This is a genomic window from Clostridium sp. DMHC 10, assembly GCF_001270375.1.
GTDB lineage: Bacteria > Bacillota > Clostridia > Clostridiales > Clostridiaceae > Clostridium_S > Clostridium_S guangxiense.
This window is the reverse complement of sequence record NZ_LGVB01000015.1, coordinates 1,317,996-1,333,631: the sequence shown is the minus strand read 5'-3', so window position 1 is coordinate 1,333,631 and position 15,636 is coordinate 1,317,996. Positions and strand designations below refer to the sequence as shown.

The following is a 15,636-nucleotide window of genomic DNA, read 5'->3' as shown; positions in this document are numbered from 1 at the left end:
TTCAACTAAAATTCTATAAGATTATACTCCAAAGCTAATAAAATGAACCTACATTAATTATTATCCAAATTTTTTATGTGTTTACACTCACTATTTGAACATTCAAGATATTCACCTTTTGATTTACTACTTTTCTTAACCATATAGCTTCCACATTCTGAGCATTTCTCGTCTGTAGGTTCAAACCAGCTGACAAAATCACACTCTGGATAGTTACTACATCCATAAAATTTTCTTCCTTTTTTACTTTTACGTACAACTACCTTGCCACCACATTTTGGACAGCTTACCTTAAGTTCTTCCACAATAGGTTTTGTATTCTTGCAGTCAGGATATCCAGGACAAGCTAAAAAATCACCAAATCTACCATGCTTTATAACCATATTTTTTCCACACTTATCACACTTTATATCTGTAACTTCATCTTCTATTGTTATTTTAGCAACTTCTTTTTCAGCAACCTCAATAGACTTTTCAAGTGGTTTAAAATATTCATCTACGACTTTATTCCAATTTTCTTTTCCTTCTTCTATGTTATCAAGCTTATTTTCCATATCAGCAGTAAATTCTACATCAACAATCTGTTTGAAATATTCACTAACTATATTATTTACAATATTTCCAAGTTCTGTTGAGTATATAGTCTTTTTTTCTTTTCTTACATATTTTCTATCCAGTAAAGTTGAAATTATAGGTGCATAGGTACTTGGTCTTCCTATACCATTTTCTTCTAAAGTTTTAACTAAAGATGCTTCACTAAATCTTGCAGGTGGTTGTGTAAAATGCTGCTTACCATCAATTTTCTTGGCAATCAAAATTTCGTTTTCGGATAATGAAGGTATCTTTTGACTATCTTCTTCATCTTCAGTTATATATTTATAAATCTTCATAAAGCCCTCAAACTTTATACTGCTTCCTGTAACTCTAAAGGTATAATCATTATTACTTACATCAACAGAAATACTATTTAGAATACAATTTGCCATTTGACTTGCTATAAATCTACACCATATCAAATTATAAAGCTTATACTGGTCATCCTTTAAACTTGCCTTGACCTTATCCGGAGTAAGATCTATATAGGTAGGCCTTATAGCTTCATGTGCATCCTGAGCATTTTTCTTCCCTTTATATACTTTAAACTTTTCTGGAAAATACTCTTTCCCATATTCAGAAACTATGAAGTCACGTGCAGCATTTTGAGCTTCTGAAGCTACTCGTACGGAATCAGTTCTCATATAGGTAATAAGTCCTATAGTTCCATGCCCTTTTACCTCTACACCTTCATAAAGCTGTTGTGCTATTGACATTGTTCTTTTTGTAGAGAAATTCATTTTTCTATTGGCATCCTGCTGCAACGTGCTTGTTGTAAATGGTGGAAGAGAATTCTTATTTTTTGTTCCATTTTTTATTTTTAATACCTTGAATTCTCCATTTTTAATCTCTTCTATAATCTTATCATTTTGTTCCTTATTTATTACATTTATCTTTTTTCCTTTGTAAGAAACAAGCTTTAACACAAATGATTTACTGCTTTTATTTTTACTAACTTCACATTCAATAGTCCAATATTCTTCAGGTTTAAATTCATTAATTTCCTTTTCTCTATTGCAAATCATTTTAAGCGTAACTGATTGAACTCTACCTGCACTAAGTCCCCATTTAACTTTTCTCCATAAAATAGGACTAATTTTATATCCAACTAATCTATCTAACACTCTTCTTGCTTGTTGAGCATCTACAAGAGAAGAATTTACCTTTCTTGGGTTTTTGATTGCATTCTTAACAGCATTTTTAGTTATCTCATTAAATTCAATTCTGCATTTTTCACATTCATCAATTTTAAGCACTTTTTCTAAATGCCAAGATATAGCTTCCCCTTCTCTATCAGGGTCGGTTGCAAGATAAATTTTATCACACTTTTTAGCTACTTTTCTTATTTTATCTAAAAGTTCGCCCTTGCCTCTTATAGTTATATATTTAGGTGCATACTCATTTTCAATATCTACTCCTAAAGTGCTTCTAGGTAAATCTCTTACATGTCCCATTGACGCTTCTACAATATAGTTACTTCCAAGATATTTTCCTATAGTTTTAGCTTTAGCAGGTGATTCAACTATTACTAATTTTTGTCCCATCTTATCCCCTCCAAAATTCTGTCTTAAAGATATTAAATATATTATTTAAAAGCGTTATTTATCTTTACGTAATAATTCCCGCTTAGACATAAAATTTCATTTTTTAACTGCATTTCAAATAATAACGCATATAACTCCTTAATGTCAATATTAGTTAATCTTCTAATATCATCTACATGCATTGGAACATCTGTAATAAGGTTATATAATTTTTTTTCTTCTGGTTTTTGAAATTTTATTTTTTCTGCATAATTATCATAACTATTATATTTAACTTGCAAACCTAAAATGTCAAATATATCGCTAGATTTTGTGATTGAATGGGCACCTTCTTTTATTAACATATTAGTTCCAAGACTCGTCTTTGAAAAAACCGAACCAGGTACAGCTGCAACATCTTTTCCTTGATCAAGTGCTGCATTTGCAGTTATAAGTGATCCGCTTTTAACTCCAGCTTCAACTACTACGATTAAATCACTTAATCCACTTATAATTCTGTTTCTAACTGGAAAATTATATGGCATTGGTTTTGTATTAGGTTCATATTGTGAAATTATACACCCCTTGTCAACAATTTTGCAATATAGTTCCTTATTTTCTCTTGGATATATTACATCTGCACCACATCCGAGTACAGCGCATGTAAATCCATTATTCTCAAGACATTGTGTATGAGCATAAGTGTCTATTCCCTTTGCCATTCCGCTTATAATTCCAATGCCCTGCTTCACTAAATCCTTCAATAATATTTTAGTAATATCAAAACCATAACGAGTGCAATTACGTGAACCAACGACACCTACATTAGTACTTATGCTGTTTATTTTTTTTATATTACCCTTATAAAATAAGCCAAATGGCATATCATCGTAATTCTTTAATATTTTAGGGTAATCTTCTTCGTAATAAAAGACCACTTTTATCTCTTCTTTTATCATCTCCTGCTTAATTTCATTTATTCTATCCTTATCATAATAAAATTTCTCCATGTTCCTATTTTCATTAATAAACCTATACCATATTTCCTTCGTATCTTTAAACTCCCTTATTAATTTTAATTTTTCTTTATTAGATGCATTAATAGTTGTAAACCATAAATCATAATCATTCATAATCTTAATTACCTCTACAATTTTTTATTAATTCTAAACATAAATATTTTTTTATTCAAAATACGCTGAATATAAATACATATACTGTCAATAATTTTGTTAGAGGTGATTAATATTGGCTATAGTAATAAATTCAGCCGCACTATCAGGCATAGATGCATTTATAGTTTCCGTTGAAGTTGATATAACAAGAGGATTGCCATGCTTTAATATTGTTGGTTTAGCTGATACCGCTGTAAGAGAATCAAAAGAACGTGTACGTTCTGCAATAATAAATTCAGGCTTTAACTTTCCAGTCAAAAGGATTACTGTAAATTTAGCTCCAGCCAATTTGCGAAAAGAAGGATCATTATATGACTTACCTATTGCCATTGGCATATTAATAGCTACAAAACAAATAGCTTTTGACACTTTAAACGAATACATATTACTAGGTGAATTATCTCTAAACGGAAATATAAATCCTGTCAATGGTGCTCTAACTATTGTTTTAGAAGGATTATCAAATGGATATAGCAACTTCATAGTTCCACTAAAAAATGCTGAAGAATGTTCAATCACTGAAAAATCTCAAATATATCCCTTTGAAAATCTAACTCAACTTATAAATTTTATAAAATATCGTGACATGCTTCCTTATCACAGAAATCAAGCAAAATCCAAATTTAGATATACTCTTGATTTTTCTGATGTTTCAGGTCAAACTGCGTGTAAGAGGGCAATTGAAGTTGCTGCTGCGGGAAAGCACAATATAATTTTACTTGGTCCCCCTGGTTCAGGCAAAACCATGATGGCTAAAAGGATACCCTCTATACTTCCAAATCTTAGTTACAAAGAAGCAATTGAAATTACTAAATTGTACAGTATATGTGGTCAACTAAATGACAATAATTTAATTGCAAGAAGACCTTTTAGAAATCCCCATCATACCTGCACTAAGACCAGCCTTATTGGTGGAAGTGCAAAATTAATACCCGGTGAAGTTTCTTTAGCTCATACTGGAATACTATTTTTAGATGAAATGCTTGAATTTAATAAAAATGTTTTAGAGGCTCTAAGACAGCCTCTTGAAGATAAAGCTGTTATGATATCAAGAACTTCTGGAACCGTAATATACCCTTGTAATTTCATGCTTGTTGGAGCTCTTAATCCATGCCCATGTGGTTTTTATGGTTCTTCTAGAGAATGTACTTGTACAGATTATGATAGAAAGAAATATCTTTCTAAATTATCTGGTCCTTTACTTGATAGAATTGATATTTTTACTTTTGTAAATGATATAAAATACAGTGATTTAACAAACAACAAATTTGAAAACGAATCCTCTAAAACTATACGTAAGAGAATAAATGATGCAAGAATGATACAAAAAGAAAGATTTAGCAAATGCAATTTTTATTGTAATTCGGATATGAGATCAGAAGATATAAAAAAAATATTGTAAACTCGATTCTAAAACTTCATCAATTCTTGAACTTGTATACAATAAATATCACTTAAGCATAAGAGCGTATAACAAAATATTAAAGGTTTCTCGTACAATAGCAGATCTAGATAAAAAAGAAAATATAGAAAGGGAACATATACTCGAGGCTATACAATATAGGAATTTTTTAAATGAAAATATTATTTAATATTGAGCTATGTTTTAAATAGGTGTTGATTTTTATGCTTATTTAACACATAACCTAATGTTTTTATAATTTGAAAGGAATAAAAACTTAATGTACAAAAAAACAATAGGTAACTATGGCGAAGAGGTAGCAAAGGAACATCTTGAAGAAAGTGGTTATACTATCCTAGACAGAAACTTTAGATGCCGAACAGGTGAAATTGATATAATTGCTGAAAAACATCATATAATAATTTTTGCCGAAGTAAAAAGCCGTTATAATTCTCTCTACGGAAATCCTTGTGAATCAGTAAATTACTTAAAAAGATTAAAAATATATAAGACTGCTAAATTTTATATTATAAAAAACAACCTTATGAATTTTGATTTTAGATTTGATGTTATTGAAATTATTCTCAATTATAAAAACAATAAAAAATGTATAAATCATATAAAAAATGCATTTTCAAATATAAAAATTTTGAAATGCATTTTTTTTATATAGGAGGATGTGAGAAAAGGTAATTCTACAGGTTACTATACCGCACATAAAGCCTTATGAGCGTCTCGTAAAAAAGAATACCTATATTTTTTCACATGCTCCTATATATAGATAAACAAGCTGAAATATTTAAATTACCAATACCAAATTTATCCTTACAAACTGGAATTTGTCGAGCTGAGTGAAGGGTTTTAATTCGCCCTGCTCATTAAAAAACTAACTTTTTCACTTATGTGAAAAGTGAAGGGTTTGACATAGCTTTGCTTGTCAAAGGTGAAGGTTTTTGCCACGGCAAAAGGTTAAGGAATATTTTTTCCTTTGGGGGTGGCTGGCTTATTTTTTTATTTAGATTTGGGCTATGTTTTAAATAAGTAGTAAAAATCAACACTTTATACATAGCACAGCATAAAACATGATCGCAGTTAGTGTATTTGTTATAGTTGTGCCAAGAGTCATGGATGATTACAGTAAACAACAAGTACAGATGAATCTACAAAATAATGAATATGATTGTAGATAAGATTAAAATATAAGTATATTATATACATTTTTGGAATTCATGATATTAATATGGAAAATAAAACAAAAACAATATTTGCAAAAAAAGTTTAAAAGTGTATAATAAAAAACGTGAGGTATAGAAAATTATATGAGTAAAGTATATAAGGAGGGGATATTAATGGAGAAGAAAATTGATAACTTGGAATTAGAAATAGTTGAATTAAATGATGAAATAAATATTACTGCAGGAGCTACTTTTTTCAGGTTCGTGTAGTACATCAACTAGTTGTGGATCTACATCAACTAGTACAACTTGCTAATTTATTAAATTGTTATTACCAATAAAATAGGACAAGTAGAATTTGTATACCTCACACATATGTAATTGAAAAAGGGGGATAGAATTGAATAGCATAGATATTAAAAATGGGATTAAAGAGTATCTGAAATCTCATAACTATATTTCAATAGCAGTTTGTTATAATAATAAACCATATGCTTCAAAGGTAAAATATGTATCAGAAAATTTTGATTTGTACTTTGCAACATTTAAAGATACAAATAAAGCCAAGTATATGTTAAGAAATAATTTTATTGCAGGTACTGTTGATGAGAATAATATTGATGAATTTATTCAGTTATTTGGAGAAGTAGTCTTATTAGAAGAAAAAGATGAAAGAATAAAAGCAATAGATGTTTTAAAAGAGATATTCCCTTATGCAAAGTATTGGATATATGCAGATGATGTATTATTTTTTAAGATTAAACCAATTACTATTAAGTATTCTAAAGGACCCGCTAAAAGAAGTAAAGGACAATATTTTGGAAATGTATATGAACTTAATTTATAAGGAGATGTAACTAAAATGAAAGAATTAAAAAGCAGATTTAGTAGATTGATAGAAGCTTTATTCTACGAATTATTAGTTAGTATAATTTTAGTTATAGTTGTAGTTATGGGATATATAGAATGGAAGATGTTTATCTTAATTATTGGATGTTTTACAATTTGGCCTATTTATGAGTTTATTTATTCATTCTGTATTAAGAATATTAAGGATTCTAAAACCATACAAAAACTTAATATAAAAATAAGTATTTATACATGGCTTATAATTACTATCGTTCTTTGGGTGTGTAATATTATGACAGATAAATCGACTTTATGGGCTGTATATCCAACAATAGGGGTTGCTTGTTGGCCAATTATAGTGAGTATTAAATATTTTTATAATTATAAAATTAATAAAAAAGTTTAAGGAGGAATTTTTATGGATAAATTACCTAGAAAACCATTATTAAAAGCATATCTAAATGTTGTACCAGTAAATGATGAACTTATACAACTAAGAAGCCAGGAAAATATTATTTTATTAAAAGGATCAGCAGTAACTAATATTTTGCCAGATTTACTTCCATTATTGGATGGTTCAAATACTATGAATGATATATATAGTAAATTATCTTATTGTACACAGGAGGTTGTTAATGAGGCAATTTTATTATTGAAAAGTCACTATCTTCTTGAGGATGCAGAATGTAAATATGAAAGTAAATTAGAACAAGAGGAAATAGAGAAATTTAAAAATCAGCTTCAGTTTTTTTCATTATTTTCAGAACGTGTTTTGCCTAATGCATCTGTGATTGATAAGTATAAGCTATTTGATAGCTTAAAGAAATCAAGTTGTCTGGTGATTGGATTAAAGCGTTGTGGCAGAATGATAGCTAAAAAGCTCGTTCAAAATGGACTTGGTACTATTTATTTATATGATAAAACATTACAAGAATACAATTTAGTGGAGACTAAGTATTCATATGAAGATATAATGAAAGAACTTAAAGGTATTAATGAAAAATGTAATGTATTTTATTCTGATAAAAACGATTCTTTGAAAAAAGTAATTGGTAAGGTAGATCTTATAATATTTGCAGAGGATATTGCACTACAATCAGATTTATTAAAGGTAAATAAGTTGTGCATTGATGCAGATAAACCTTGGATAAGTCTGCGTGTTGGAGAATTAAAATTTCAAATTGGGCCAATGGTTGTTCCAAATCAAACAGCATGTTATGAGTGTTTCCAAAATAGGTATAATGGAAACTTGAGCTTTTATGAAGAAGAAATGCAGTTTGAAAAATATAAAGAAGATAATTGGAATCAAATGGAGACATGTGGCTCTGATTTATTTTATTCGATGGCCGCTAATTATCTTGTATGGGAAGTAATCAAACAGATAACTAAGATTTTTACACCAGTTACTTTATCAAGAGTTATTACATTTGATATATTAACATTAGAGACATCAATTGATTCAATTTTAAAAATGCCTCGATGTCCAGTATGTAGCAATATTGAGAAAAAGCCTTTTGTGGAACCATATGCAGTATATTTGCCATAAGGAGGAATAAATATTATGAAATGTATCAACAATGAAGCGGAATTGTCAATAGAGCTAGGAAAAAGTTTGATTAGTAAAAAGACAGGTATTATTAAAGAGTGTATTGAAATAATGAATGAAAATTTTGATCCTAAATTATATTTTTATACAACAAAGATGGCAGATACTTCAAAGTATAAGAATTTTAATAAATGTCATGTTAATAATGGTGGAGCAGGATTAACGAGAATTAAAGCTATGGCATCAGCAATAGGAGAATCTGTAGAACGCTATTGCAGTTCTATTTATAATCCAGAAGAGTTTGTTTTTGCATCTTATAATGAATTAAATAAAGATGCAGTTGATCCAGAACAATGGGCATTATTTGGAGAAAATCAATATAATAATGAAAATTTCATATATAAAAGGTTCACAAAGGATACAAAAATAAATTGGGTTAAAGGTAAATCGTTAGTTACAGGAAAAGATATATATATTCCTGCAACATTTGTATATTTACCTTACATTTCAGATGAATACGAAAAGCTGATATCACCATGCATATCAACTGGTCTTTCTTGTGGAATGAGTTTTGAAAGTGCAGCACTTGGTGGATTATATGAAGTTGTAGAGAGAGATTCTATATCTATAATGTGGTTGAATAAACTTTCTATGCCTTCAATTAACCCTTATGGAAAGTCAAGATTTTTAAAAGATATAATTGTCGATAAATTTGCATGTGATAATGCAGATTATAAATTGGTAGATATAACCACAGATTTAGAGATACCAGTGATTTTTTCTATAAAGAATTTTAATTCTGCAAAAGGGAAGTCAGCAGCATGTGGTGCGGCTTGCCGTCTTGATCCAGAAGAAGCGGCATTAAAGGCAATGATTGAAGCTGCTCAGGGTGCTAAATGGATTCAGTATCTTCAAGTTCAAGATTGGTTCTGGGGTTATAGTGATGATTTTTCTGATATAACGGATTTTCAAGATCATATTCATTTGTATAGTCTTCCAGAAATGAATGATCAATTAGAATTCGTTTATCATGATAAGACTAATAAGGATATCAGCAATATTAAAAATTATAGTTGTGATAATAAAAAGAAAGATTTAAATACTTGTGTATCAATGCTTGTTTCTAAGGGGTATGATGTAATTGCTTGTGATATTACAACTGATGACATAAAACAAATAGGATATCATGTATGCAAAGTTTTGGTTCCAGGTTTACACCAGCTTAATGGTAATCATAATTTTCCGTTTCTTGGAGGTAAAAGATTAAAAGGAGTACCAGATATATTAGGATATGATAATAAATATAAGGAACCTAATTCTTATAATAAACAACCACATCCATTTCCTTGATATGTAAAAATAATTTTAAAGTAATATATGTAAATAATTTTGTGAATTCAATTATATAGGGAGGTATGAAGATGGAAAGTTTTAGTGGTCTTAATGCTAGAGTAACTTATGAAAGAAAAGATGAATTAATATCTGATATTTATCATGAAAATTCTAAAATGAGAAGAGTAGATGGTCAAATTTGGGGAAGACGTTTTCAAGGTATAAGAAGTAATATAGAACTATGTAAAGCTATGTCAAAAACATATAAAGAATATCCCAATAATGAGGCTATATTTCTTGATAAGGAATTTGAAAAATCAAAATTATCTTTTGAAGATGTTGTAATAAATAGGAGAACAACAAGAATATATTCTGGTGATCCTATATCAAAAATCAGTTAAGCAAAATTCTCTATTTAACATATGGAATTACTATGTCCTTTAAAGCGTTTGGACAGCATGGGGGATTTTTTCATGCTCCAGAATATGAGATTGGACCAAAGGCAATAGATCTTGCAAATGACTATGATGGATATCAGTCATTTAGAGCTCCAGCATCAGGTGGTGCACTATATCCTTTAGAGTTTTATATAGTTATTAAGAATGTAGAAGGAATTGAGCAGGGGCTTTATCATTATAATGTTCGTCTGCATGCATTAGAAATACTAAGAAAAGGTGATTTAGAAGATGAATATAGTGAGTTTACATTTAATGAGGAATGGCAGAAAAAGGCTAGTGTTCACGTAATAATAACAGCTATGATTGATAGAACAAGATTTAAGTATTTGGAAAGAGGATATAGATTTGTCAATATAGATTTAGGACATGCTATGGAGAATATGTATTTGGCAGCTACTTCATGCGAATTAGGATGTGCTGCAATAGGAGGATTCTATGATGATGAAGTAAATAAGTTTATTGGTATAGATGGATTTAATGAAACTGCAATGCTAGTTGCTAATATTGGCACTCATACAGATAGAGATGCTAGTCCATTAATTAAGAGTAATTTAAAAAAGAGAGAATAGGGAGATATTTTTATGAAGATAAAGTTCATATTGCCAGGTTTTAAAAATATGAATAGCAGGGAATTTAAGTCACTTATGTTTCGATATTGGTTTCCTTCACTTACGATACCAATGCTGTCAGCATTAACACCTGAAAACTATGAGATAAGTTTTACTGACGAGGTTTTTGAAAAAAATGATTTTAATGAACAAGTCGATCTTGTTGCAATTAGCGGAATGACTGCGCAAATAAATAGAGGATATCAAATTGCAGATATATATAGAAGTAAAAATGTCAAAGTAGTTATAGGAGGAGTACATGCTAGTGCATTACCTTTGGAAGCTACAAAACATGCAGATGCAGTTATGATTGGTGAAGGAGAATATACATGGAAAGTGATGTTAGAGGATTTTGAGAGAGGAGGTTTAAAGAAATTTTATAAAGCAGACTCTTTTAGTGATTTAAAATGCATTACAAGACCAGATCGTTCAATTTTTGATAATAAGATCAGACCTAAACATGGAACAGTTAATTCTGTGCAAGCTACGAGGGGATGTCCATTTAATTGTGATTTTTGCAGTGTTACTAAGTTTTTTGGAAATTCATTTAGATTAAGGGATATTGATGATTTGATGGATGAAATAATGTCTCTAAATTTAGAAGAAGAGGTTTGTTTTGTAGATGATAATATTTATGGCAATGTTTTATTTGCAAAAGAATTATTTAAGAGACTTAGTGAAGTTAATATACGATGGAGCGGTCAGGGAAGTATTATACTTGCTGATGATGATGAACTTTTAGATTTATGTGCAAAAAGTGGATGTTCAGGACTTTTGATTGGAATTGAAAGTATAAATGAAGATAATTTAATTGATATCAATAAGAAGACAAACCATGTTTATAAATATAAGGAAGCTATTAAGAAAATTCAGAGTAAGGGAATTAAGATTTTAGGTTCTTTTATATTGGGATTAGATAATGATACACCAGATATTTTTGAGAAGACTCTAAAATTTGTTGAAGATACAGAACTTCAGCTTCCGGCATTTAACATACTTACTCCCTATCCTGGAACTAAGATAGCTAAAAGACTTATAGATGAAAATAGAATATTTTCTTTTGATTGGTCTGATTATACTGCAACTAAAGCTGTTTATGTACCTAAAAATATGTCAGTAGATGAATTAAGTGAAGGATATAGATGGTTATATAATAATATACATTATAATATTGGTAAAATAAATAATTATGGATATTAGGTGGATGAATTCATATGGGTATTAATATTAAAATTAGAAAAGATAATTTGTATAAAGAACATGTATATATTATTGGGGTGTATATTTCAGGTAATAAATTAGAAAATGATTTATCACCATATTCACTTGAATTTATCTTGAAAAATAATGTTAATGTTTATAAATTTAAAAAGAAAACTTTATTTAATAAAGTTGTTGATGCAGATGTACTAAAGTATTCGTATAAAGGAAGATGCTGTTTAAAGAATATTAATACTTATTATGAAAATATTAAATTGAATTTAAAAAAGCATACGATTGAGGATTTTGCAATTGAAATAAAGTGTAGGGATAGGAAAGAAAAATCCATATTTCAAATTCAAACTAAATGTATTGTAAATGAAGAAAGTTGGGTACAAAAAAGAAAAGAAAATGGTGACTTTTTTATATGTTCAGATAAACAATTACTATGCAGAGTAGTGCCTACATATACGATTGTAAAGAAAAGGTTAGATGGAATTTTTCAAAGGAAAATTCCAAGTATAAAAGTATATATTTCATCATCTTATGACATTATGTATGACATTTTAAATAAGCTTCCGGCACCAGGGGCAGATGCTTTTGCAAATGATAATTGTATATTTATTATTTCGGAGTTTGGAAAAATAAAAAATCAAAGATTTGTCATGAACTCTGTCATATCTTTATTAATAATCAGATAAAAGGAAAATCACTTATAGATATTAAATTAGTAGAAGGTGTATGTGAGTGTATTTCGGAACAGTTTATTTTAGAAGAAGGAACTATTAGTTTGAGGAAAAAATGTGCAATTGCTTTTGATGTATTAAATATTAATACATGTAATATTCTATTAAAGGAATTGGACAATATTAAGAAAAATAGCGATACGTATAGTTTAGTTACATATAATATTGTTCCATATATTGTAAAGATGATTATAAATCAGATAGGCTTAGATGGATTATTAAATAGAATAAGAAAAAATAAAACTTTGAAGGAAGTTATTACTAACACATTTAATGGGTTTGAAAAATTTTGGACTATATTGCAAGAATCTTTAATGGAGGAGATTAATGTTAGAGAGTATAATGAATTATATGCTCAGATTATAATGAAGCAGTATGAAAATATTATGGAAGATATATCTCAAGATGCTTATAGTAAATTGAAAATAAAGTTTAAAAATATATATGAGCTTCTTAACAAAGAAGAATATATACTAGTCAAGAAAGAACTGACAGAGTTCTAAGATTGCTTATAGAAAGAGGTGAAATAAATGATTTTAAAAGTAAATCATCTTAGTGTAAAATATAAGGATTTAAAAGCAGTTAATGATATTTCATTCAATATAAATGAAGGAGAAATATTTACAATTATAGGTCCTAATGGGGCAGGAAAAACTTCTACAATTGAAAGTTTAGTTGGATTAAATAAAAAGTATAATGGAAGTATTTCTATTCTTGGAACTGAAGCTAAAGATATAAACAAAAGCTTGTATAATGAAATTGGAGTTCAATTACAAGAGGCATCATTTCCGGACAGATTAAAAGTGAGTGAAGTGTGTAAAATGTTTTCTAAACTATATTATAATCCTATTGATTATAGTATCTTACTGAAGGAATTTGATCTGGAGTCAAAAAAAAATTCATACATTAGGGAATTATCAGGAGGACAAAAACAACGCTTATCAATAATTATAGCTTTGATTCCAAATCCAAAGATTATATTCTTGGATGAGCTTACTACAGGGCTAGATCCAAAGTCAAGGAGGATGATATGGGGTATTATTCGTAAGCAAAAGAAACAAAATAAAACTATTGTATTATCAACTCATTTTATGGATGAAGCGGAGTATTTAAGTGATAGAATTGCGATTTTAGTTGAAGGAAAGTTACAGGTAGTAGGGACATTGAATGAGATTTTTGAAAAGTATGAAATGGAGCAAAAGATAACATTTCATACTAATGAAAATAAAGAATTAAATTTTGTTCATGCAAGCAATGTAAAAAGAGAAGGAACATTAGTTTCTGTTTGGGTGAAAAAAGGTGAAACAGCATTAGAAGATATTTTCACTGATTTAAAAGATAGTAAAATTAAGTATGAAAATCTTGAATGTAAATCACCAAATTTAGAAGATGTGTTTCTAAAATTAGTTGGATATAGAATGGAGGATGTATAAATGAAAGGATCTATTCAGTTAATAATTACAGAGTTTAAACTATTTTTTAGGAATTATGTAAATCTTTTTTTACCATTGTATTTCCAGGTCTAATGCTTGTTCTTTTTGGAGAAATTTATGGTAATGCTCCATCTAAATTATTTAATGGATATGGTACAATAGATATTTCAACACCAGCATATTGTGCTATGATTATTGCTGTGACAGGAATTATGAGTATTCCGTTATCTATAGTAAATTATAGAGAAACAAAAGTATTGAAAAGGTATATGGTAACACCAGTTAGAGTAAGTAATATTTTAATTGCAGAATTTGTTGTGAATTTGGTTATGACTATAATTGGTATATTAATTTTGTTGATTATAGGAAAGGTTATATATAATATTCATATTCGAGGAAGTATACTTGCTTTTGCTATAATATTATTATTTTGTATATTGGTTATATTCTCAATTGGCTTATTAATTGGAAGTTTGGCATCAAGTACTAAAAATGCAAATGCTATTTCTAATACCGTTTATTTTCCGATGTTATTTTTGTCAGGTGCAACAATTCCAGCTGAACTTTTTTCCTAGCAAGATTGATGCGGTATCAAAAATTTTTACCTTTAACATATGTAGTTAAAGTGCTAAAGGGAATTTGGATTGGAACAGCAATTGATAATTATATAAAAGATTTGTTGATCTTAGCTGTTATATTTGTGATTTGTATTACTATATCGATAAAGAAATTTAAATGGCAATAATATATAATACAAATTTATTAATATAGTATGTATTTGGGTATAATCTTTTTAGCAATATTAGGAGCAGAGAGTAGTGTTGATTCAATAGTAAGGCTTTTTTTTTAATACTTGGATCTAATAGTATCAATTTTTTATATATTATCTTAAATGGAGTAGTTCGGATTTTACAACATCCTTTCTTGTGGCTCATAAGCGCTGGAATCCATCCATATAGAGATAACGGAAAGAAAGGTGTCAATATAAATATTGTATATCTATTCCATGTAAATTTAAGTTTGATTCTATAGTATAACATATTTTTTTATGGAAAGTTAAAATATTTAATTATAATTAGTATTTTTTTATTTTCAGGATTTCAAGAGATTGCAATCTTGATGTGTGATTTAAGAAAAAATCAAAAGGTATTCTATAGATTCTTTAATTTCTCATACATATAAAAGGAAGCTTTCAACTTCCCATTCAGTAAGCTCCCAACTCCCGATCGACTTATCCCCAAAGTTTCCGCCACCTTATCATAGGTGAACTTATTTTTTACCATCCACTCTTTAATTTTACCTTCAGGATTATTAAAATAAAATTGGTAATATTCATGAAAATATTTAGGCTTAACCTTAAAAAAGTTGCAAAGTTTTTTTATATTCAAAGGCTGAGGCATAACGTTATGTATTTCCCATCCTTCAATAGTATCAACATGAAAATGCAAAGTTTTAGCTAAAGCTTCTCTATCCATATCATGACTTAATCTAAGTTTTATAATTTTCTCGCCTATAGTATTTTCAGGAAGTTCCTTGTAAAGCTCTTTGTGTAGGCAAAAATTTCTCCTTGTAAAATACCTTTTCAAAAAGCGCAA

General features: G+C 28.7%; 15 protein-coding genes and 1 pseudogene. 13 read left to right on the top strand and 3 right to left on the bottom strand.

Annotated elements, in window-relative coordinates:
- Positions 1–53 precede the first annotated feature (53 nt).
- Entirely contained in the window at positions 54–2,138 is a 2,085-nt protein-coding gene (topA, locus tag AGR56_RS08380) for a type I DNA topoisomerase (protein WP_053241882.1), read from the bottom strand.
- A 41-nt stretch (positions 2,139–2,179) separates the two neighbouring features.
- Positions 2,180–3,250 (bottom strand): DNA-processing protein DprA, encoded by a 1,071-nt coding sequence (dprA, locus tag AGR56_RS08375; RefSeq protein ID WP_053241881.1) that lies wholly within the window; start codon positions 3,248–3,250, stop codon positions 2,180–2,182.
- Between the two features lie 115 nt (positions 3,251–3,365).
- Here dprA and AGR56_RS08370 point away from each other — a divergent pair.
- The 13 genes and pseudogenes from AGR56_RS08370 to AGR56_RS08310 all read left to right on the top strand — a co-directional run bounded on the left by AGR56_RS08370 (position 3,366) and on the right by AGR56_RS08310 (position 14,616).
- Positions 3,366–4,884 (top strand): annotated as a pseudogene (locus AGR56_RS08370) (YifB family Mg chelatase-like AAA ATPase).
- 90 nt (positions 4,885–4,974) lie between these two features.
- Positions 4,975–5,367, top strand: coding sequence for a YraN family protein (locus AGR56_RS08365; RefSeq protein ID WP_053241880.1), 393 nt, complete (start codon positions 4,975–4,977; stop codon positions 5,365–5,367).
- 902 nt (positions 5,368–6,269) lie between these two features.
- Positions 6,270–6,716, top strand: coding sequence for a pyridoxamine 5'-phosphate oxidase family protein (locus AGR56_RS08360; RefSeq protein ID WP_053241879.1), 447 nt, complete (start codon positions 6,270–6,272; stop codon positions 6,714–6,716).
- Positions 6,717–6,731: 15 nt separating this feature from the next.
- Positions 6,732–7,124 carry a hypothetical protein gene (locus AGR56_RS08355; RefSeq protein WP_053241878.1) on the top strand — a complete coding sequence of 131 codons (393 nt, stop codon included), beginning with the start codon at positions 6,732–6,734 and terminating at the stop codon, positions 7,122–7,124.
- Positions 7,125–7,136: 12 nt separating this feature from the next.
- Positions 7,137–8,264, top strand: a complete 1,128-nt coding sequence (locus AGR56_RS08350; RefSeq protein WP_053241877.1) for a TOMM precursor leader peptide-binding protein — start codon at positions 7,137–7,139, stop codon at positions 8,262–8,264.
- A 15-nt stretch (positions 8,265–8,279) separates the two neighbouring features.
- Positions 8,280–9,614, top strand: coding sequence for a YcaO-like family protein (locus AGR56_RS08345; RefSeq protein ID WP_053241876.1), 1,335 nt, complete (start codon positions 8,280–8,282; stop codon positions 9,612–9,614).
- A gap of 71 nt (positions 9,615–9,685) precedes the next feature.
- Positions 9,686–9,997: a hypothetical protein gene (locus AGR56_RS08340; RefSeq protein WP_053241875.1), complete on the top strand. Its 312-nt coding sequence runs from the start codon at positions 9,686–9,688 to the stop codon at positions 9,995–9,997.
- Positions 9,998–10,029: 32 nt separating this feature from the next.
- Complete coding sequence (locus AGR56_RS08335; RefSeq protein WP_053241874.1) at positions 10,030–10,623, top strand: SagB/ThcOx family dehydrogenase; 594 nt, start codon at positions 10,030–10,032, stop codon at positions 10,621–10,623.
- 12 nt (positions 10,624–10,635) lie between these two features.
- Positions 10,636–11,862: a radical SAM protein gene (locus tag AGR56_RS08330; protein WP_053241873.1), complete on the top strand. Its 1,227-nt coding sequence runs from the start codon at positions 10,636–10,638 to the stop codon at positions 11,860–11,862.
- Positions 11,863–11,876: 14 nt separating this feature from the next.
- Positions 11,877–12,563, top strand: coding sequence for a hypothetical protein (locus AGR56_RS08325; protein WP_053241872.1), 687 nt, complete (start codon positions 11,877–11,879; stop codon positions 12,561–12,563).
- A gap of 89 nt (positions 12,564–12,652) precedes the next feature.
- The gene (locus tag AGR56_RS08320; protein ID WP_157055712.1) at positions 12,653–13,111 is read left to right on the top strand and encodes a hypothetical protein; all 459 of its coding nucleotides are present in this window, start codon (positions 12,653–12,655) and stop codon (positions 13,109–13,111) included.
- A gap of 27 nt (positions 13,112–13,138) precedes the next feature.
- Entirely contained in the window at positions 13,139–14,041 is a 903-nt protein-coding gene (locus AGR56_RS08315) for an ABC transporter ATP-binding protein (RefSeq protein WP_053241870.1), read from the top strand.
- Positions 14,042–14,115: 74 nt separating this feature from the next.
- Positions 14,116–14,616, top strand: coding sequence for an ABC transporter permease (locus AGR56_RS08310; protein ID WP_278279687.1), 501 nt, complete (start codon positions 14,116–14,118; stop codon positions 14,614–14,616).
- A gap of 576 nt (positions 14,617–15,192) precedes the next feature.
- Here the strand turns inward: AGR56_RS08310 and AGR56_RS08305 are convergent.
- Positions 15,193–15,627, bottom strand: coding sequence for a helix-turn-helix transcriptional regulator (locus AGR56_RS08305; RefSeq protein ID WP_157055711.1), 435 nt, complete (start codon positions 15,625–15,627; stop codon positions 15,193–15,195).
- Positions 15,628–15,636: the final 9 nt, after the last annotated feature.

What these genes read in the sequence shown, in the direction of transcription:
- topA (WP_053241882.1), bottom strand. Translation starts at nt 2,138, where the DNA reads ATGGGACAAAAATTAGTAATAGTTGAATCACCTGCTAAAGCTAAAACT.
- dprA (WP_053241881.1), bottom strand. Translation starts at nt 3,250, where the DNA reads ATGAATGATTATGATTTATGGTTTACAACTATTAATGCATCTAATAAA.
- AGR56_RS08365 (WP_053241880.1), top strand. Translation starts at nt 4,975, where the DNA reads ATGTACAAAAAAACAATAGGTAACTATGGCGAAGAGGTAGCAAAGGAA.
- AGR56_RS08355 (WP_053241878.1), top strand. Translation starts at nt 6,732, where the DNA reads ATGAAAGAATTAAAAAGCAGATTTAGTAGATTGATAGAAGCTTTATTC.
- AGR56_RS08350 (WP_053241877.1), top strand. Translation starts at nt 7,137, where the DNA reads ATGGATAAATTACCTAGAAAACCATTATTAAAAGCATATCTAAATGTT.
- AGR56_RS08345 (WP_053241876.1), top strand. Translation starts at nt 8,280, where the DNA reads ATGAAATGTATCAACAATGAAGCGGAATTGTCAATAGAGCTAGGAAAA.
- AGR56_RS08340 (WP_053241875.1), top strand. Translation starts at nt 9,686, where the DNA reads ATGGAAAGTTTTAGTGGTCTTAATGCTAGAGTAACTTATGAAAGAAAA.
- AGR56_RS08335 (WP_053241874.1), top strand. Translation starts at nt 10,030, where the DNA reads ATGTCCTTTAAAGCGTTTGGACAGCATGGGGGATTTTTTCATGCTCCA.
- AGR56_RS08330 (WP_053241873.1), top strand. Translation starts at nt 10,636, where the DNA reads ATGAAGATAAAGTTCATATTGCCAGGTTTTAAAAATATGAATAGCAGG.
- AGR56_RS08325 (WP_053241872.1), top strand. Translation starts at nt 11,877, where the DNA reads ATGGGTATTAATATTAAAATTAGAAAAGATAATTTGTATAAAGAACAT.
- AGR56_RS08315 (WP_053241870.1), top strand. Translation starts at nt 13,139, where the DNA reads ATGATTTTAAAAGTAAATCATCTTAGTGTAAAATATAAGGATTTAAAA.